The sequence below is a fragment of the Ningiella ruwaisensis genome (assembly GCF_004798935.1).
Lineage (GTDB): Bacteria > Pseudomonadota > Gammaproteobacteria > Enterobacterales > Alteromonadaceae > Glaciecola > Glaciecola ruwaisensis.
In genome coordinates, this window is the sequence record NZ_RAHT01000002.1 from 584,402 (window position 1) to 604,855 (window position 20,454).

The window sequence follows — 20,454 nt, forward strand, 5'->3', positions numbered from 1 at the left end:
CGGACAATGACTTACTGACTGATACTCATCTCATCAATCAAATTATTTGCCCCATCAACATACTCCATCACCCACAGCATATAGCGAGAATCAACATGGATACTTCGAGTGGTTTTTGGGTCAAAATCCCAATCTGAGTTTACGCTTTCAAAGGTTCCATCAAACAATAGCCCCACCAGTTCAGCTTGCGCGTTCAGGGTTGCAGAACCTGAGTTTCCGCCTGTTACATCTAAATCAGAAAGAAAATTGACGGGCACGCTATCAATGCTTTCAAGCTTGTATGGGCCATATTTTTCAGTTTCGATCAGCTCAAGCTGTTTGCCAGGCGAATTAAAAGGCGCTGTTCCGGTATCTTTTTCAGTAATGCCTTCAAGTCGTGTGAAGGGTTCATAAATCAATCCATCTTTTGGCGAGCCTCCCATGACGTTCCCATAAGTTACCCTCAATGTGCTGTTAGCATCAGGATAGACAACTTGTCCGTTTTCTTTTTGCCAATCAATAATTGCACTCATATAGTCAGGTTGTAAGGCCGCTAGCAAACCTGCGCGTTCTTTTGCTTCGTTTTCACGCTGTATACTTTCATCAAAAAGCGCCACCGCAAGTTGCATAAACGGATCGTCACTTTTTTCCAGCTCCTCTTTGCTGGCTTGCATCAGCGCTAAACGCGTTTCAACGTCATTAAGGCTTGTTCCTTCATAAAAACGGTTTAGCTGCGGACCAAGTGCCTGCGTTTCATCCAGATTTAAGGCCTTGTCTAAAACTTCAACACGGTTCGCTTCTGGCTCTTGCAGGTAGCGTGAAAGATACATTGCCCATAAAGCTCTATCTACCTGAGGATCGTATCTGCGGTCGATGCGCTTTAAGCTTTCTTCAAAACGCGTCATATCGCGCTGCTGATAGCCAATTTCGCGCGCCGCATCAGGCTTTTCTCGCTCTATAGCAAGGCGGTACAAACGCTGAGCCACGCCTAATAACTGTGGACGAGTTGCAAAGTCATACCAAAATTCCTGTTTATCCGCCTGTGCACTCTCTTTTGCCAGGGTGTTGAGCTGCTCGATAGACTGAGCCGTTGCTGTTCGCGACTCAGATTTTGATAGCCATTCATTTAAAGCTGCTTCTCTTGCTTTTCTTCGTTCAACAAGGCCGACTCGCTTTGCTCCCTCTAATTGCCCTTTGGTGTTTTTCAAAAAATTGTTCAAACCGGCCAAAGAAGACTCATATTTTACCCGAGCGTCGCTACCTTCCGGAGCGGCCTGCTCTATCACTGCTATCCATTCACTGATCAAATCAATATAAGTGGGATATAGCCAATTAAATACATGCTCAACGCGAGAAAGTAAGGCATAACGATTGGTGCTACCTGGATAACCTGCCACCATGACAAAGTCTCCTGCATCAACGCCTTTTGCCGATACTTTCAAAAAGTGCTCGGGTCGATAAGGCTTGTTGTCTTCGCTGTAATCAGCCGGTTTTCCATCTGGCCCCACATAAGCGCGATAAAATGCGAAGTCACCGGTGTGACGCGGCCACATCCAGTTGTCGATGTCACCACCGTATTTACCAATAGAATCAGCAGGCGCATAGGCAATACGCACATCTCTTATCTCTAACTGCTTAATAAGCTTGTATTCTTTCCCCTCAAAAAAGGCGCTTACCGAACAGCGATAGCCAGCTTCTTTCTCACATTCACTGACAATTGCCTTTCGTTTGTCAGTGATAGCGTCAAAGCGCGCTTTGCCAACCAGGCTAGCAGGAATATCTCCCAGTACTTGTTCCGTAACGTCTGAAAATGCTTCTGTTACATAAATGCGAGAGCCCGGCGCAGCTGGCAATTCTTCTTCCAGCGTTTTTGCAAGAAAGCCATCCTCCAGATAATTGTTTTCTGCCGTGCTGTTAAATTGCACCGAACCACGGGCGCAGTGATGGTTGGTAACCACCAAGCCTTTTGGTGACACAAATGAAGCTGAGCATCCCCCTAAAGATACAACGGCGCCCATTGGAAAGTCCGTAAGATTACTCAAACTATCGGGCGAAATTTTCAAACCCGTTTTAGCTAAATCATTTTTTATAAGTGGTAATTGTTCGGGGGTAAACATCCCCTCTTTCGCAATGGCTGAACTCGCACTGGCGATAAGAGCCATTGCAAGCGTGAAAGTACGAATTTTTTGCATGCTTTTTCCTTGCTGTCCTTGTTGATGTATTGTTTTATTTTTATCTTGATTTTCAGTATGTGGTTTTTGTAATAAAAACTGCCTTAAACACCCAAATCGCGGGTCATGTTTTCATTTCTGTCTTTATGGACAATCACATCATCTTCTATGCGAATTCCTCCATAGGGCCGTAGTTTGTCAACCACGTCCCAATTAACATACTTTGAATGCTCAGATGATTTAAGCTCAGCCAGAAGTGAATCAATAAAATAAAGTCCTGGTTCAATGGTAAAAATCTGACGAGGCTCTACTGTTCGGGTGCAGCGCAGAAACGGATGATCTTCTGGGGCAGGCAACGGCGTGCCTCTATCATCATTTACATGTCCGCCGACGTCATGTACCTGAAGACCTAAGAAGTGGCCCGTTCCATGTGGGAAAAATGTACTGACGATTTTAGCGTCAACGGCATCTTCTGGATGCATATTTAAAATCCCGGCATGAGTAAGGATTTCGGCCACACCTGCATAAGCGGTTCTATGCACATCCACGTAACTTACATTCGGTTTTAGCGCATCGACGCATTTGAGCGTGAGGGCATCAACCTGTTGAATTAGTTCGGCAAATTCCCCCTGCTCATAGGCGTAGGTTCGGGTGATGTCAGCCGCATAACCATGAAACGAAGCGCCAGCATCAATTAAAAAACTCAGATGTTTCGAAGGCGCGCTTGTATCAACACGCATATAATGCAAAATTGAGGTATGTTTATTTAGCGCAACAATGTTGTTATACGGCATATCATTGTCACCTTGCTTTGCCGCTAGCAAATACGCCTGGTTAATCTCAAATTCGCTTGCCCTGGCATAAAACGCCTCTTTGGCAGCGAAATGAGCGCGAGCAGCAATCGCGTTAGCCTGACGCATGCAGTCCAGCTCGTAGTCAGTTTTATAGGCGCGGTGGTAGTGCAAATAATGCAAAACGCGATCAGGATTTACCAAATCAAAGCCTAATGCTTTTGCTACTTCAATGTATTCACCAATATAAGCATACTTGCTTCTATCGTACGGCAAGTGCTTCTCGACTCTATTGGCTTGTTTGAGCAGTATAATGTCAAAGTGCTCTGCCCAAAAATCTGAGGGTTCTTCGGGTACCCAATGCCAAAAATCGACTGGGCGGTAAAAAATCAATTTGGGTTTATTAATGCCGTCTACAATTAACCAGCAGTTTGGATTATCAATTACCGGCAACCACGCTTTGAATTGAGGGTTGACCTTAAATGGATAGTGATTGTCGTCTAAAAACTGATGTTTGGCCTGGCCTGAATGGATAATAATGCCGTCTATGCTTTCACGTTGAATCGCTTCAAGTGTTCGAGCCTGTAGGGTTTTAATATGCTCTGCATAGCTTGTTACAAAACTTTTTTGTTGCCTTTCTTGCTTCATCGACAAGTTCCTTGAAATATAGCTCAGGTGAGACTTTGTATATTAAATCAATGTGTTAAATTCACACGGCGCAAAGAATGCGGCCAAGAATGTTTTATTATGACTTAAAAACTGCAAGGCTAGCATGAAGTACAAAAAAAGTCAGGCAAGAGCCATATCTGCCTGACTTTACTATGTAACAGCATTTGTTACGCGTTTGACACAATAACTTAACTAATTGTTAAGTGTATCAAACACGTTCTGAGACATGCTCTTATCATCGCTGTCGTCCACTGAGCGAACTCTTGCTCCCCAGCTCCACCAGCGACGGCTAGTTGTTTCATCAAAATCAATGACAATACCATTTGCCGACACATTGTTGATAATTGGCGCATAAATTCCGCCAACCCGGTCGTTGTTGATGTGTTGTGAATGGTTCACCCGTTCTCCCATTAAAATGGGGTAATGATTGGATAAGAAAGCGGATGGCGCACGAGATGAGCGCAAAACCCCGTTATTGCGAATAGAAGAAGAGCATGATTCATAATTATCAGAACGATTTGCTCCGCACGCACTATGCAAAGGAACAACGCTGTCGTCTTTACCTAAAATGAACGGTTTGGTGATACCGGCATATTCGGTGCCTGTACCAACAAAACGCAAACGCGGTACACCTTGATTAGACTGTGCAATCCGCCGAGCATTAGCGGGGCGAAGGTCGTTGACAACACCTAAACCTGCACTTGAAGGATCAACACCTAAAAACGCTCTCACCACCTGACGGACAGTAAAATCAACCAGACCACCACCTGTTGCCACATTCGCGGCTAGATCTGCAAGTTCAGTTCCGCCGCCAGCACCAGCAAAATCAATGACCGTTAATACTTTAACGCGGTTTTGATCAATTCCCCACTGCCCCAGTCGACTCAATGCATCTCTTAAAACCAAATCGCCGGTAGAATGCGTCACATAAACGCAACCTTGCATACACAGACCGCTTGCTTCAAGCTCTTGAAAGTGACGCTTGAACTGATCCTTAATTCCTCCACTCACTCTGTCAACGCTTGAGAAATAATGATGGCGGTCTGCGCGATTTGTCCAAAAGTCACCAAAATACTCTCTCGATTGCTGAAGCAGAAACTGCTCATTTGGTGGCGTATCTTGCAGGTCGCTAAAGTTAAATCCATGGACTAAAATAACGGGCTTTCCAGCGATGGCTGAAAGCGCATTCGCTGAAAAGCACAACAGGCTTATCAATAGTAATTTAGCTAGTTTCATCGGTTTTCCTACGTGTTGGGTTTGAAGCGTCTACGCGCCTCTTTTGGTTTATTGATTTAATATCACTGGTCTCATTAGTGTTGGCCGCCACTGACACTACTCAGACGACGTAAAAAAGCTTCTCTTTCCTGCGCGAGTTCATTCCGATAGGGCTTATCTTCATATCTGTCAAACGAAAAGGCGTCAATTTCATAAGCTTGTGATTGACTGTTTCCCTGCTGATCAACACTCTCTCCTTCTTCTGCCCCACGTCGTATTTGCAAGTGTTTGAGAATGTAAGGCCCCTCATCTAAATGAAATTTGAGCGCCTGGATGTGCGCTTTAAGCACCATTTCCTGTTCACCTTCCCCCAATCTCGCCTCCTGCTGCAGTTGAACAAGAGGCTTTTTGCCGCTTTGGTCATAAAGTACTGCGCTAAGATAAAAGTAACCTTTTTCATGCACCTCTAAACTAAGCGGAATATCAAGATATTCGGCATTTGGGTTAGGATAATCGAGACCGGTAATGGTGGCCGACGGGTCATGGTATTGAAGCGACGCTGTTGAGAAAAATATCTCGCCATCTGCCTCTACCCTTGCGGCAACTTGCAGTTCCTGCGGTAGTGATGTTTCCTCAAGTTCCATTGCACTCACGCTGGCATTGAATTTCCAGGTTTCTTCGAAACGTCGATTCAGCTCAATAGGAATAATTTCTTTTCCGTCGATGTGAGTTAAACTCGCCTCGGCGCTTACCGATGCTGAATCGGGTACATTCGCTAAGGTAATCAATACCTCTATATCGTCACCAACAAAGTGCTGATATTGCTTGGTTGCGACACTCAAGCGTACTTTTCCATAGAGTTCTGAATCGAGCGAAAAGTCCGTCGCATTTTCTTCAAATGGCGCAAAGGTAACAATTTGAGCTGGGTCTTTTATTGGTTGTGAATTGACAGGATACTGCGCCGTGTCACTGTAAGCGTTAGCGATATCCTCTATTTGCGTAGCTAAACTAATTTGAGCCTCAACAGGCTTATCAATACCCTGCTTCTTAGGGTTAAACGCAGATAGATGGGGCCTTGCTTCAGGCTTCTCTAACGGTACAAGAGCTTGATTCTGGTTCTCGACAAGCGCTTCGTCTTCTGAAGAAAGCATTCTAACCGTGAAAAACACAATAATAATGCATACAGCAATGGCAATAACATAAAAACTTGACTTTGACATGCGCTCGTCTGGTCATCGGATGAGATACGCACAAATGTATCTAACTTTTAAACAAATGTTAACAACTTTTTTACATAAAAATTTGATTCTCTTGTTGAACTTTTAAATTAAAAAGGAGCACTAAGGCTTGTCAATTCAATGACAAAGCGCAAATTAGATAGGCTTTTGCCTTACACACGATTTGGAATTTATTTACTGCCAATTTACCGTTTATTGAATGAACGAACATTGGGTGTTTATATGTTTTTTAAAAGGATTTCTTCATGAAAATTAAAGCAATCAGTTTTGCTTCTCTTGCACTTTTATCCGCCTCAACCTTGGCACAGGAGTATCAATTTTTTGCTGATGCTGCTTACACTGACTATCAAGATGGCGATTTATCCGTCTTAAGCGTTAATACGCAGTATTATTTCGACCCAATCAAATCATTAGGTCCTTTCAATGAGTTTGATTATTTAATTACTAAAAGCAATATTGTGGGTTCTTACACGAATTTCGATTTTACCGGCGAGGACTTTAATACATATACAGTTTCGGGTGAATGGTACATTGGTGACTTTTTAATTGGTGGCAGATATACCGATTTTGAAAATGATGATAGTGGCGAATTACGGCTAGGCTATTTACTTTCATCTAACTTTTTAGTGGACGTGCGTTTACCCGATTCAGATGCTCCTTATGATGCGCTTTTTAGTGCGACTTATCAGCACGATTTGGCAAATGATGCATACATTGGCTTTACCGCATCAGTAGATGAAGAGCTTAGCTATTTTAGCTTATCATCCCGCTATTTTGCGCCATTAGGTGGGGCGACCTACTTTGCGATTGGTGCGTCCTATGCAGATGCTGATAACCGAGATGATATTTGGTCTATTGACGGAACCTACTATTTTTCAAAAGCCAGCTCACTCGGCGCAAGCGTCTCTGAAAATTCCATAGGCATAAACGCGCAGCATTATTTTACGCCCAACTTTAGTGTGGGCGGTGGATATACATGGGCAGACAGCGATTTCACCGGTGATATATTAAGCTTACGTGCCCGTTATCAGTTTTAAGCTCAAAATAGCTTAAATTATTAGTCAGCCATTAATTCCATGCGGCTAAAGTTTGCAAAAACCGTCTCTTGAGGCGGTTTTTGATTAAGCTTGTCCTGATAAATTTGCTGATAAGCCAACACCGCTTTAACGTAGTTTCGCGTTTCCCGATAGGGAATAGTTTCTACCCAGATATCGGCTGGCACTGCGCTATCTTCTGGCAGCCATTCATTTACCTTTCGCCAGCCTGCATTATAGGAAGCAGTTGCAAGCAAGGCATTGTTATTGAGTTTATTCATTAAATAACGCAGGTACTTATTACCAATACGGGCATTGACGTCAGGTTTATATAAATCTCGTGTTTGAAAACGACGATCTTCAAGATAACGCGCGGTACTAGGTAAAATCTGCATCAAGCCTCTGGCATCAGCAGATGATTTTGCATCAGGCATAAATGAGCTTTCACGCCTTGCGATGGCAAACGCCCATTCTGGAGGAATGTCGTTTTTTTGTGCCTCGCGAACAAGCAAATCCTCAAAGGCTTTGGGAAAGCGTTTATCCACATCATTAAGATAGCCCAGGCGCGACAGGGTGAATATCGATTGGTCGTGCCACTCCCACGCAGTGCTTACCACAGCAGCGGTAAGACTATCCTCGTCGTTTAAGTTTCGCTGGGTGTAATTCCATTCTAAGCGTGCATGGTAAAATCGATCTAACTTTCGAAGCTCATACGCTCGCTGTGTCGAAGGCATATTTACAATAGTTAAAATCGACGAAGGAGAGGCTTTAATTGGTTCATTTTTAAGAGAATGCGGTACATCCAAACGCGCACTTGCCAAAAAGCCATAGTAGTGTCTTTCTTCGGCCAGTTGCTGATACAAAAGCTTGGCCTCTTGCGTTCTGCCCAGCTTTTCATAAGCTCTGGCGAGCCAGTATTGAAACTGATTTTCGTTGGTCAGTTGTGGTGACGATTTTTCAATTAAAAGCGCAATGCTTTGCCAATCGGCTTTTTTGAGCAAATAAGCCAGATGCCAACGCATAGTTTCAGACTCAGGCTCTACCAGCGATGCTTCAACTAACCAACGCTCCGCGTCTGGATGCTCTTCAATTGCCAGCGCGACCGCGAAGCGATGAATGATTCTGGCGCGCTGGGAATCTGAAAATGTAATGCGTTTTTTAGCTCGTTCGTAGGTTTTGAGCGCCAGATCCTCATCCCGCCAAATTAAACGAGATAAGCCGTAGCTAATGATCTGCGCTTCAATCCCCGGCAAGCGACCCTTGTAACGAATTAAGTGCCTTACATTTGCAGGATCTCGTCTTACTTCTAACCAACGATCGGCCAAGTATTGCTTATCTTCAGGTAACAACCTTTTCAAATACGGAATGAGGGTGTGCTTTCCGCCATCCGCCGCTTTTTCGATGCGATGCAGTATTAAATCTTCGGTCAGCTTGCCCGCCTTCATCCATACCCCAAACAAAGGGTCGCAAGCTTCATGTTGCGATTCTCCAATGTTCCAAAGCGCAGGCAATTGTTCGAATATTGTCTCCTTTGCTACACCCGCTTCGTACTGATACCGTAAAAAATGGCATTGAAGCTTGGCATTAGAGGTATGCTTATAAAACTCGATAAAAAGCGAGCGGCGATTGCGCTTAATCAGATATTCGAGCCATTCCCGGCGTAAAGATCGGGCAAAAGGCGCATCACCATACTGATTTAGAAATTCTCTAATGGCATCTTCGTCATCAAGCGACATTCTGTGACGAAGTTTTTTTTCGATTAAATAAGGAACAAGAGGATAGTCATCCAACTCACGAACCGCTTCAAGCAGGTCCTTATTATCCATACTCCAAACGCTTCGCTCGGCTCGTAAAAAAGTGGCGCGCTGCTGCTCTCGCTTGGCATCGTCAATTTTCAGCAAAGGTCCAATTACCGGATCATCAAGAATATCCGTCGCCTCAGCCGAAAGCTGTGACGCTGCCGAAAATGATAAGACCAGGAGTATAACGAAACAGCTGATGCCAAATACCTGCGAGTGCTTCACAAAGATCCCTAATTACCTTAAAAACAAGATTGATGTCACGTGGATTGATTTACGCCTATCACCAAAATAAATAAGCCTTGCTACCTTGAATATCGTAGTATTCACAGCAACATAGTTTATACACTAAATTAATCCTTTGGTTCCCTCAAGGGACAGGAATTTATTTTTTATAATTCACCTATCGGGTGTTGTAGTCTAATCTTTACCCCGATAATTGAAATTAAGTCACAGGAGAAATGCATGATGTACGAAGGCAAAAGTCTATCCGTCAGTATGACAGATGACGGTATTGCTGAACTAGTGTTTGATGCCCAAGGTTCGGTAAATAAATTTGATAAACAGACGGTGCAAGAGCTTAGCGAAGCAACCGCTTCAATTATTGGAACAGACGGCGTAAAAGGCGTACTCGTGCGTTCGGCAAAAAGCACCTTTATCGTTGGTGCAGACATTACGGAATTTACCGATTTATTTTCAATGGAAGAGTCAGAAATTCTGGCGTGGGTAGCAAAAACATCTCAGGTCTTCGACCGTTTTGAAGATATTCCGGTGCCGACCATTGTAGCGATTAACGGGTTTGCACTAGGCGGCGGTTGTGAGATGGCGCTGGCTGCAGATCTGCGAGTCGCCGACACCACTGCCCGCATTGGTTTGCCTGAGGTAAAACTAGGTTTAATGCCGGGTTTTGGCGGAACGGTTCGACTACCGCGTTTAATCGGTTCAGATAATGCGCTTGAATGGATGACCACTGGCCGCGACCGTGATGGACAAAAAGCCTTGAACGAAGGTGCTGTTGATGCAGTGGTTGCACCTGACAAACTTCACGCATCTGCCAGAAAAATGCTGATTAGTGCCATTGAGGGCAAAATTGACTGGAAAAAGCGCCGCAAGCAAAAAGTGTCACCTTTGATGCTAAACACAAATGAAGCGATGATGAGCTTTTCAACCGCTGCTGCCATGGTTGCGGCTCAGGCAGGAAAGCACTATCCGGCGCCACATAAAATGGTAGAGACAGTACAAAAAGCGGCTGCATTGGGACGTGAAGGTGCACTTAAGCTGGAAAACGAAGGTTTTGTGGCACTGGCAAAAACCGATGCCTGCAAGGCGCAAGTGGGTATTTTCCTGGCCGATCAGGTGGTTAAAGGCAAGGGTAAGAAACTGGCTAAATCGTCTACCAAAGAGGTAAAACAGCATGCCGTGTTAGGTGCTGGCATAATGGGTGGCGGTATTGCTTACCAGGGAGCAGTAAAAGGCGTGCCTACTGTGATGAAAGATATTGCTCAAAATGCCTTGGAGTTAGGGCTTGCAGAGGCCAGTAAAATTCTCAATAAAGGTATGCAGCGTGGGAAGGTCGATGCTAAAAAGATGGCAAGCACCCTCAACAATATCGTCCCCACCTTAGATATGAACGCTATCAAAGATGCTGACCTGGTCATAGAAGCAGTAGTTGAAAATCCAAAAGTTAAAGCTGCAGTACTTAAAGAAACTGAGGAAACCGTTGCTGAAGATGCAATCATTACCTCCAATACTTCAACGATTTCTATTAACCAACTTGCAAAAAGTTTGAAAAAACCCGAACGTTTTTGTGGTATGCACTTTTTTAACCCAGTGCATAAAATGCCTCTGGTCGAAATTATTCGTGGCGAAAAAACCGATGACAATACTATCGCAACAGTTGTTGCTGCCACTTTAAAAATGGGCAAAACCCCCATTGTTGTGAACGATTGTCCGGGATTTTTAGTCAATCGCGTGCTTTTTCCGTATTTTGCTGGCTTCAGCAAGTTAGTGCTTGATGGCGCTGATTTTACTGAAGTTGACAAGGTGATGGAAAAGGTCTTCGGTTGGCCCATGGGTCCCGCTTATTTGCTGGATGTGGTAGGGATGGATACTGCAGACCATGCCGCTGGTGTAATGTCAGAGGGCATACCTGAGCGCATGCAAAAAATTGATAACGACCCCGTCACGCTGTTGTACAGCAATGAACGCTTGGGACAGAAGAACGCAAAAGGTTTTTACAACTACGGTACCGATAAACGCGGAAGGCCAACTAAAACAGCAGCTGAAGAGGCGTACGAACTGTTTAAGCCACATATGGCTCAAAGTCAGTCATTCGACAAAGAAGAGGTAATTGCCCGTTTGATGATTCCTATGGCAAATGAAGCTATTCGCTGCCTTGAAGAGGGTATCGTTGCAAGCGCAGCAGAGGCAGACATGGCGCTTTTATACGGCCTTGGCTTCCCTCCATTTAGAGGCGGCATATTCCGTTATATTGAGACGATGGGCCTTAAGAATTTTGTCGCCCTTGCTGACAAATATGCGCATTTAGGTCCAATTTATCAGATCACCGATGGTGTGCGCGAAATGGCGGCATCTGGCAAGTCTTACTTCGCCTGAGACTAAAATCGCTTAGGTATAGAGGAGAATAAAACATGAAAGATGTAGTAGTAGTTGATTGCATTCGCACCCCGATGGGACGTTCAAAAGGCGGTGTGTTCAGAAATGTACGCGCAGAAGATTTATCTGCACATTTGATGACAGCCTTATTGACGCGCAATCCAAATTTAGACCCCGGTGAGATAGAAGATATTATCTGGGGTTGTGTTCAGCAAACGAAAGAACAAGGCTTCAATATTGCCAGAAATGCGCAGTTATTAACTGCGATCCCTCGTAGCACAGCGGCAGTTACTGTAAACCGTCTATGTGGTTCGTCTATGCAGGCGCTACATGATGCAGTGTCGGGAATAATGACAGGCCGTGGCGACGTATATATGATTGGCGGCGTTGAACATATGGGCCACGTTCCAATGGATTACAACATAGACTTCCACCCGGGTTTAGCCAAGCATACAGCGAAAGCCTCGGGTAGTATGGGCATGACGGCTGAGTTGCTTGGTCGACAAAACGGCATTACTCGCCAAATGCAGGATGAATTTGGCGCACGTTCTCATCAAAAAGCCGCTGCAGCAATGAATAACGGCGGCTGGGACAACGAAATTGTGCCTATTGAAGGCCATGATGCAGATGGTGTCCTTACGCTTGTCGACTATGATGAAGTTATTCGACCTGATACCACCGTTGAAACCTTAAGTGCATTGCGTCCTGTATTTGACCCAGCGAATGGCTCTGTTACTGCCGGCACATCATCTGCGATATCAGACGGTGCATCAGCCATGCTGATTATGTCTGCTGATAAAGCGAAGGCCTTGGGATTAAAAGTGCGTGCAAAGATTCGCTCAATGGCTGTAGCAGGTTGTGACGCTGCAATCATGGGTTTTGGTCCGGTACCGGCAACGAAAAAAGCGCTACAGCGTGCTGGCTTGTCAATGGACGATATCGAACTTGCCGAATTTAATGAAGCATTCGCCGCTCAAGCTTTAAGCTGTATCAAGCAACTAGGCTGGCTTGATGTATATGATGAAAAGGTCAATCTAAAAGGTGGTGCCATCGCTTTAGGGCACCCACTAGGTTGCTCAGGTGCAAGAATATCCACAACACTTATTAATAACATGGAAGAGCAAGACGTAAGCATTGGTCTTGCTACGATGTGTATTGGCCTGGGCCAAGGGATTGCAACCATTTTTGAACGAGTATAAATCGTAGTTCAGGATAGAAAAATGGCGCTCCTTCTTGCGAAGGGCGCCATTTTGTCAATTCTGAATAGACACTAATTTAGTTAACTAAATCGTCTCTACATTCGCGGCTTGTAGCCCTTTTTGACCTTCTTCTACTTCAAAAGAAACACGTTGGCCTTCAGGTAGTGTTTTGTATCCCTCTGCAACAATTGCACGGAAATGAACAAAGACGTCTTTGCCACCGTTATCTTGTGTTAAAAATCCGTAACCCTTCTCTGGGTTAAACCACTTAACTGTGCCTGTAACTTTAGACATGTAAACCTCAAACTATAAAAAACATAACGCGCAAAACGCTGCGCAAACACATTTTCGACAAGGATATTTGCTTTACGAATTTACTAGCTCGAGATGAGGTTCTGCCAACTTCGAAGTGGGTAGAATGTGTGCCTCTTGCAATAGAAATGTTTCAAACGAATGCTTATCAAAAACACTATAAGTTTAGCACATAGGAGAAAAACGCAAGAAAAATGAGAAAATATTTTTATTTTCCCATCTTCCTGCTCTTTATGTCAGATATTTAAGGTCTTAAGGCCCTGTCACCGCGGGAGAGTCCACACACGCCGGTTCGCGCAGACTCTGTGATTTCAGCGCTTTGTGCCATCACATCACTAAATGCTGTTAACTTATCGCTAGTGCCAGTGACTTCGATAGTATAGTGCTGGGAAGTCACATCAAGAATGCGGGCTCGAAAGATATCCACATTTCGCTTTACTTCCGCCCTGGCAATTTCTGTGCGAGTAGCGACTTTAATCAACATCAGTTCTCGTTCAACATGGGCTGAGTCCGTTAATTCAGCGACCCGCAATACGTCAATGAGCTTATTTACCTGTTTTGTGATTTGCTCGGTCACTTTATTGTCGGCTTGAGTAATAATTGTCAAACGCGACAGGCTTTCATCGCTTGTGGGTGCCACGCATAAGGAGTCGACGTTATATCCACGCTGAGAAAATACCCCCATAATTCGAGATAAAGCACCGGGCGCGTTTTCCATTAATACAGATATAATTCTTCGCATTATGTACGCTCCGTTTTGCTTAATCTCATATCATCCATTGCGCCATATTTTATTTGCATGGGATACACATGCTCATTTTGGTCAACCGCAATGTCCATAAATACCAAACGTTCCTTTTCAGCGAAACATCGAGCCATTGCATCGTCGAGCTGGTCTAAGGTGTCAACTTTGATACCAACATGCCCATATGCCTCAGCCAATTTCACAAAGTCAGGCATCGAATCCATATACGAATGCGAATGACGCCCTTTGTAGATCATGTCTTGCCATTGTCTTACCATGCCCAGAGCACGGTTGTTCAAAGAAATGATCTTAATGGGAAGATTATATTGCAAACAAGTAGAGAGCTCCTGAATATTCATTTGTATGCTGCCATCCCCCGTAATCACCACCGAGCATGCTTCAGGATGCGCAAACTGAACGCCCATAGCCGCTGGCAAACCGAAGCCCATGGTGCCTAAGCCGCCTGAATTAATCCATCGTCGAGGTTTTGCGAAGGGATAATAAAGCGCAGCAAACATCTGATGCTGTCCTACATCTGAACTTATATAAGCATCGCCTTTTGTATGCTCATACACCGCTTCAATGACTTTCTGCGGTTTTATCACTGTATCGCCTTGCGAGTATTTCAGGCATTTACGTGCGCGCCACTCACTAATTTGCTCCCACCAATCACTCAACTTTTCTTCTTGCTGAGTCAAATCCTGCGCTTCTAACTGTTCAAGTATTTGGTCGATTACCGTCTTGACAGAACCCACAACCGGAATATGCGCATTTACCGTTTTAGATATGGATGCAGGGTCAATGTCTACATGAATAATATCAGCGTGTGGACAAAATTTATCAACATTGTTAGTCACCCGATCATCAAATCTCGCGCCTAAGGCCAGGATACAATCAGAGTTATGCATGGTTTTATTTGCTTCAAGCGTACCGTGCATTCCAAGCATTCCGATAAACTGTTCATGCGTGCTTGAAAAAGCGCCAAGCCCCATAAGCGTGCTACAAACCGGCGCTTTTAATATTTCAGCTAAAATGGTGAGTACGCCCGATGCTTCACTGGTAATTGCGCCGCCGCCTACGTATAAAACCGGTCGCTTTGCTTTAAGCAGGCTGGCAACCGCTTTTTTGATTTGTTTATTGTGTCCTTTGAGCGTTGGATTATATGAGCGCATGCTAACATCGCTCGGAAATACATAAGGATGTGAGTCTTGTACGTTAACAATGTCTTTGGGTAAATCCACCACGACTGGGCCAGGTCGTCCTGTGTTGGCAATGTAGTAAGCCTTAGCAATAGCCATTGGAATATCGGTGGCTTTTTTGACCAAAAAACTGTGCTTAACGATAGGCCTTGAGCAGCCCACCATATCCGTTTCCTGAAACGCATCTTCACCAATATGCATAGAGGGAACCTGGCCTGAAAGGACGACCATGGGTATTGAATCCATATATGCAGTTGCGATACCGGTGAGCGTATTGGTCGCTCCTGGTCCAGATGTCACTAGCACAGTGCCTGTTTTACCCGTTGCCCGGGCATAACCATCGGCCATGTGCGCAGCAGCTTGTTCGTGGCGAACCAGCACATGCTTGACCGCATCTTGTGCAAACAAGGCGTCATAAATATCTAAAACGGCTCCGCCAGGATAACCAAATAAATGGGTCACCCCTACATCTTTTAAAGCCTCTACCACCATCGCGGCGCCCGACATCATCCTCACTAGAATGCCTCCTCGTAAATTCCCATTGCCTGGCACGCACTATACCTGCTCAAACGAAAAGGAAAAACATAAAAACCAGAAAAAGTGAAACACCTATCCCAATATAGGGAAAAATTAGGATGTATAGACTAATTCAAGCAATATTAAAGCCACTTTTGAATAAAGTATTCTAAAATTCATTTTGTCGCTAGGTGATAGTTATTATTATGAAGTCGGCGAACGAAAGAACTTGATCCTCTAAGTTATCGTTTTTATTCTTTGGGTTCAGCTTATGTATAGCTATTGGTTCGCAACGCTTGCCTTTAATAAGTTATGCTAAAACAGAAACTGAATCGGCACCCCGACATGTGAGCAACGATACCGCGCAGTGTATTGATAATCAAGGCTAAACTTAGTTTGATAAACTTCGTGTGTACAAACAAGCTTACCATTTGAGAGTCAGTCTTTTGCTTAAGGTTATCGATTTACGCAAATCCTATCGAAGCGGTGAATATCAAACCGACGTTTTACACGATATAAATTTACAAGTGAACGCTCAGCAAAGCCTTTCTATTCAGGGAGCATCTGGTTGCGGTAAATCCACACTTCTGCACATCATTGCTGCACTTGATAAGCCTGATTCAGGTCAGGTGCTCATCCAGTCACAAGGAGAATCGTTTCCAAGTGACCTGACTTTGTTTAATGAAGCTCAAAAAGATAGGTATCGACAATCGAGAATAGGCATTATTTTCCAGCGCTACAATTTAATTGATAGCATCAGCGTTGAAGACAACATTTTATTACCCTGCCGACTGAATCATCAAACAGATAAACCTCACATAAAAATGCTTGTGGAGGCGCTTGGTATCGAAAAGCATCTTAATAAACGACCAAACCAATTGTCGGGCGGCGAGCAACAGCGCGTTGCCATTGCCAGAGCACTTGCACACAAACCTGAGTTAGTACTTGCTGACGAACCCACCGGCAATCTGGATGAAGATACATCTAAGCGTGTGGCCAAGCTATTATATGATACCTGTTATGCTTCAAAAGCAAGCCTGGTGCTGGTTACCCATTCTGATGCCGTTGCTAACCTGGCGCAGATAAAAATGCGAATAGAACACAAAAGGCTAATTGAGTGTTAGTCAGGATTGCTAAGTGATGCGCACACTATTTTCAGTGCTTTTGTCATCATATGCCAAGACCTGGTTTAGCATACTGATGGTCATCCTCTCTTTGTTAATTGCATGTGCGGGATTATCTGCAGTGCTTATTATCAACAAAGCAGCTAAACAGAGCTTTAGCGGAAATAGCACTGGCGCAATCATTCAGTCAAGTTATCAAATTGTGCCCAAAAATGAACGCGATGGTATTAGTCTTGAGCAGTACAAACTCATTAAGCAGTTGGGCTTATCACAAGCAATCGGCGTTGCCGAACATTTCAGTCATCTTTATGTGTCAAAAACGGCTACAGACGATGAGGCATTGACACAGATAACGGCGCAAAGAAGCCGAATTATCGGTATTGATTTTTTATCAGCAATGCAATCCATTCACATTCAAAAAGGCAATGTGAGGCAGGCATCAAAACAGGAATACGAACAGCAGTCGCTTAACGCCATCACAGAAGTATTTGCTGACGATATAAACATAGGAGCAAGTCGCTCTTTTATGCATCCAAAGTATGCTACAGAGTTAAGCCTGTTAAATGGTGAAGCCGTTTATAGCGATAGCGCTGGCCTTAAGCGTCTTCCTCAAATAAGCACCTTGGAAATAGCGGGTTTAGGCAATGATGTTATTCTAAATATCTCTGACTACTTTAATTTGATTAAAAATGAGAGTTCTGCGGTGTTTCCAGCAGATAATGCAGGAAAAGACGCGCTTAATCGGGAAATAGCACGTTTCAATCGAATCCTGATACCCTACTTAAATGACAATCAAGTCGAGTTGATTCAACGAAAACTTGAGACGCGTCTTGGGAATAAGCTAAGTCTTGAGCAAACTAAAGCCCAAGAGAGTGGCGCAGAACTCACGCAAAGTTTTCACCTGAATCTAAGCGCAATGGCACTCTTAATGTTTGCCGTATGCTTATTTATTGTGCTAAACGCCAGTAATCTTCTCATTCACAAACGCATGAGTATGCTTAAAATCCTGAGACAATTAGGAGTAAGCAAGACTCGCATTTTGCAGCTACTGTGCATGGAATTAAGTCTATTTGCATTAGTTGCAAGCTTTTTTGGCGTGTTATCAGGGGAACAGTTAGCAGTGCTCGCCTCGCCCACTATACGTTCTATTGTTGAAGGCTTATATCAGGTAAATGTTGGCTTTACGGATACGCCACTTTTGAGACTCTTTGGGCTAGTGTTTCTGATTACTCTTTTTGGCGTGCTGGGCGCGCTTAGCTTTTCTTTTAAGCGCTTGAGCGAAGATTTGACACAGCTTAAACTCAAAGAGGGCGAGAAATATAGTTATATCAAAGCTATTTTTGCAGGTATCATTTTAGGTCTGGCGGCCTGGCTTACGTTTTACTTTTCTCAACACTTAAGCACATTACTTTTTGCAACGGCAATGGTCATTCTGGCCGGTTGCTGTTTTTTAATTGGTTTGTTTCCTTTCATCCTGAAAGCCATTCATCGCATTGTCTCATGGCGATTTAAGATGTTGAAATTAGGCTTAGCGAATGCCATTGATTTATCTGCCTATACAAAAATTGCAAGCTGTGCTTTTTTTATTGCGGTAACAAGCAACATTGGCATGAATCTAATGGTAGATAGTTTTCGCGCCAGCACGCAATCCTGGCTGGAGCAACGCTTGGTCGCCGATTATTACTTATATTCAAGTGACGCTGAAATCAATGCTCAATTGGGGTCGCTTGCCAGACAAAGTGACGTCGACTTACAGGCACGCTTTGAGCAGCAATACAATTTAAATGGCAATGCTATCGATGTATTTAGCTACCCAACGAGCAAAGTGTTTAAGCAAGGCATGGTGTTTGAAAATGCTATGGCCGATGTATGGACGCGTTTTGAAAACGAAAATGCTGTGATTATCAATCAGCAGCTTGCCATTCGTAAGAGCTTAGCCCCAGGTGATACCATCTTATTGCCAGAAAATTTAGGGCAAACGCCCCTTAGCGAAAACATGACTGAGTTTACAGTAGCGGGTGTCATTTACGATTATGGGAATCCAAAAGGTCAGATACTGCTCCCGCTTTCTCGGTTTGCGCAAGACAATCGTCAAGCCAGTATTTTTGCACTAAGCGGCAGTACAGAACAAGTTGAAGCGTTCCGCACTGCCTTGTTTGAACTTGGGGTCAACATTGAAGAGCGTCTTTATACCAGCGATGCTTTGTTGAAAACCTCAATTGAGGTCTTTGACCAAACCTTTTTGATTACCGACGGTTTGAATCTGGTTACTCTGTTGGTGGCTGCGCTGTCGTTGTCCTGTACCATGGTCATATTGCTTGATAACAGCCGTGCGCAAACCATGCTTTTAAGAAGTATAGGATTGTCAAAATGGCAAACAAGAAGGGTGTTAATCCCGCAATTTTTTATCTTGTGTGTTGTCGCGCTAATATGCGCTACTCCATTTGGTATTTTACTCAGCCATATTTTGATTTATCAGATTAATTATCACGCTTTTAGCTGGACTTACCCGCTTGTGATTGATTTGACGAACATTCTGGCTTTGTACGCTATCTCCCTAATGGTCGTATTACTTGTGATTGCTATTCCTATTGTTACATCTACACGGCGCAGTTTGGCACAGGAGATTTCATGGCTCGATTAAAGTATCGCACTGCAAGGACATGTGGGGCATGGGTGAAAAAAGTGCTTGCCAGATTCTTATCTTTAAGCGTTTGCATTTTTTTATTAATAGCTTGCGAAAACAAGCAAAGTGATGCTCTTAGTCTGAGCGAGACAGAAGATGACACATCATCTTTGCGCATACAGTCTGGTCAAGGCAAAAAGGCAGCGCCCGACTATCAGATAACGCTACCATACGACCATCTATCTCACGATGCGTTCGACATCGAATGGTGGTACTTAACGGCAAATTTGCAAGGTGATGACGGGCAAGACTACGCTGTTCAGTGGACACTTTTTCGCTTCAGACAAAACACGCAAAACCCTTTATGGGATGACGGGCAAATATTTATGGCTCATGCATCAGTTCACACGCAAGCCCTCCACATTTTTGAGGAGCGTTTTGCGCCAGGAGCACTTGGAACTGCAAGGGTCGGTCTTGATGAACAAACCCAAGCGTTTCGAATGGAACTGGATAATTGGCAATGGCAAGGACAAGCCTCTGATGGAAGCCTTTTGCCAGCTAGGCTTAGCGTGCCCATCAATACGGATAATGACCAGGAAATAGAATCGTTGTTACTTAATTTGGAACTACAAGCGCAGGGCCCTTATATATTGCACGGACAAGCGGGTTACAGCGTTAAATCACCTGAAGGAAAACACGCTTCTCATTATTATTCTCAACCTTTTATTCAAGTTAGCGGTTATATTGAGGTCAATAATGTTCAGGTAAGCGTCAGTGGCAGCGCCTGGTATGATCATGAATGGACAAGTACATTGCTGGACGAAACAACGCAGGGTTGGGATTGGATGTCTTTGCATTTGGATAATGGTGACAAACTCATGGCTTTTAGAATGCGTTTAAACAATCAGAAAGACTACGTCACTGGCACCTATATTTTTGCAGATGGCGCTTATGAAACCTTACTGCCACACGAAATCAGTTTAGATGAATTACATCGTCGAAATGATGGGGAACGGGACTTGCCGCTGGATTGGCTCGTCAAAATTAAGAAGTTAAACCTTGAACTTAAGGTGAGCGCGCAAAAAACGCAGGCTTATAACCGCTCGATATTTCCGTATTATGAGGGCCCCGTCGAGATTAGCGGCTCACATAGCGGAAAAGGGTTTTTAGAGCTAACAGGCTATTAGTAAACCTGTTAACTCTATCACGTCTAGCCAAGCA

Annotated in this window: 14 protein-coding genes; 6 read left to right on the forward strand and 8 right to left on the reverse strand. The window is 44.1% G+C overall.

Annotation, left to right across the window (positions count from 1 at the left end):
• Positions 1-11 precede the first annotated feature (11 nt).
• From D6V41_RS05985 to D6V41_RS06000, 4 genes are all read right to left on the reverse strand, one after another.
• Positions 12-2,171: a S46 family peptidase gene (locus D6V41_RS05985; RefSeq protein ID WP_136250556.1), complete on the reverse strand. Its 2,160-nt coding sequence runs from the start codon at positions 2,169-2,171 to the stop codon at positions 12-14.
• Positions 2,172-2,254: 83 nt separating this feature from the next.
• Positions 2,255-3,589, reverse strand: a complete 1,335-nt coding sequence (pepQ, locus tag D6V41_RS05990) for a Xaa-Pro dipeptidase (RefSeq protein WP_136250557.1) — start codon at positions 3,587-3,589, stop codon at positions 2,255-2,257.
• A gap of 213 nt (positions 3,590-3,802) precedes the next feature.
• Positions 3,803-4,846, reverse strand: coding sequence for a hypothetical protein (locus D6V41_RS05995; protein ID WP_136250558.1), 1,044 nt, complete (start codon positions 4,844-4,846; stop codon positions 3,803-3,805).
• Positions 4,847-4,920: 74 nt separating this feature from the next.
• Positions 4,921-6,045 (reverse strand): DUF4785 family immunoglobulin-like domain-containing protein, encoded by a 1,125-nt coding sequence (locus D6V41_RS06000; protein WP_136250559.1) that lies wholly within the window; start codon positions 6,043-6,045, stop codon positions 4,921-4,923.
• Between the two features lie 263 nt (positions 6,046-6,308).
• Here D6V41_RS06000 and D6V41_RS06005 point away from each other — a divergent pair, with 263 nt between their 5' ends.
• Positions 6,309-7,100, forward strand: a complete 792-nt coding sequence (locus tag D6V41_RS06005; RefSeq protein ID WP_136250560.1) for a putative porin — start codon at positions 6,309-6,311, stop codon at positions 7,098-7,100.
• Positions 7,101-7,120: 20 nt separating this feature from the next.
• Here the strand turns inward: D6V41_RS06005 and D6V41_RS06010 are convergent, their stop codons facing one another.
• On the reverse strand, positions 7,121-9,121 hold the full coding sequence (locus tag D6V41_RS06010) for a transglycosylase SLT domain-containing protein (RefSeq protein ID WP_136250561.1): 2,001 nt from the start codon (positions 9,119-9,121) through the stop codon (positions 7,121-7,123).
• 240 nt (positions 9,122-9,361) lie between these two features.
• On the opposite strand from D6V41_RS06010, the gene fadB reads away from it, so the two are divergent.
• Both fadB and fadA read left to right on the forward strand, forming a co-directional pair.
• Positions 9,362-11,512 carry a fatty acid oxidation complex subunit alpha FadB gene (gene fadB, locus D6V41_RS06015; RefSeq protein WP_136250562.1) on the forward strand — a complete coding sequence of 717 codons (2,151 nt, stop codon included), beginning with the start codon at positions 9,362-9,364 and terminating at the stop codon, positions 11,510-11,512.
• Between the two features lie 35 nt (positions 11,513-11,547).
• Positions 11,548-12,711: an acetyl-CoA C-acyltransferase FadA gene (gene fadA, locus D6V41_RS06020; protein WP_136250563.1), complete on the forward strand. Its 1,164-nt coding sequence runs from the start codon at positions 11,548-11,550 to the stop codon at positions 12,709-12,711.
• Positions 12,712-12,795: 84 nt separating this feature from the next.
• On the opposite strand, the gene cspE is transcribed toward fadA, so the two are convergent.
• The 3 genes from cspE to D6V41_RS06035 all read right to left on the reverse strand — a co-directional run bounded on the left by cspE (position 12,796) and on the right by D6V41_RS06035 (position 15,483).
• Positions 12,796-13,005 carry a transcription antiterminator/RNA stability regulator CspE gene (cspE, locus tag D6V41_RS06025; protein ID WP_136250564.1) on the reverse strand — a complete coding sequence of 70 codons (210 nt, stop codon included), beginning with the start codon at positions 13,003-13,005 and terminating at the stop codon, positions 12,796-12,798.
• A 262-nt stretch (positions 13,006-13,267) separates the two neighbouring features.
• On the reverse strand, positions 13,268-13,765 hold the full coding sequence (gene ilvN, locus D6V41_RS06030) for an acetolactate synthase small subunit (RefSeq protein WP_136250565.1): 498 nt from the start codon (positions 13,763-13,765) through the stop codon (positions 13,268-13,270).
• Positions 13,765-15,483 (reverse strand): acetolactate synthase 3 large subunit, encoded by a 1,719-nt coding sequence (locus D6V41_RS06035; RefSeq protein WP_136250566.1) that lies wholly within the window; start codon positions 15,481-15,483, stop codon positions 13,765-13,767. The genes ilvN and D6V41_RS06035 overlap by 1 nt, the downstream gene beginning before the upstream one ends.
• A 446-nt stretch (positions 15,484-15,929) precedes the next feature.
• Between D6V41_RS06035 and D6V41_RS06040 the strand changes: the two genes are divergently transcribed.
• From D6V41_RS06040 to D6V41_RS06050, 3 genes are read left to right on the forward strand one after another with little or no spacing between them, the layout of a single operon-like run.
• Positions 15,930-16,607, forward strand: a complete 678-nt coding sequence (locus D6V41_RS06040; protein ID WP_136250567.1) for an ABC transporter ATP-binding protein — start codon at positions 15,930-15,932, stop codon at positions 16,605-16,607.
• Positions 16,608-16,623: 16 nt separating this feature from the next.
• Positions 16,624-19,251 carry an ABC transporter permease gene (locus tag D6V41_RS06045; protein WP_136250568.1) on the forward strand — a complete coding sequence of 876 codons (2,628 nt, stop codon included), beginning with the start codon at positions 16,624-16,626 and terminating at the stop codon, positions 19,249-19,251.
• On the forward strand, positions 19,239-20,420 hold the full coding sequence (locus tag D6V41_RS06050; RefSeq protein ID WP_136250569.1) for a lipocalin-like domain-containing protein: 1,182 nt from the start codon (positions 19,239-19,241) through the stop codon (positions 20,418-20,420). Before D6V41_RS06045 ends, D6V41_RS06050 begins: the two co-directional genes overlap by 13 nt.
• The last annotated feature ends 34 nt before the right edge of the window (positions 20,421-20,454 follow it).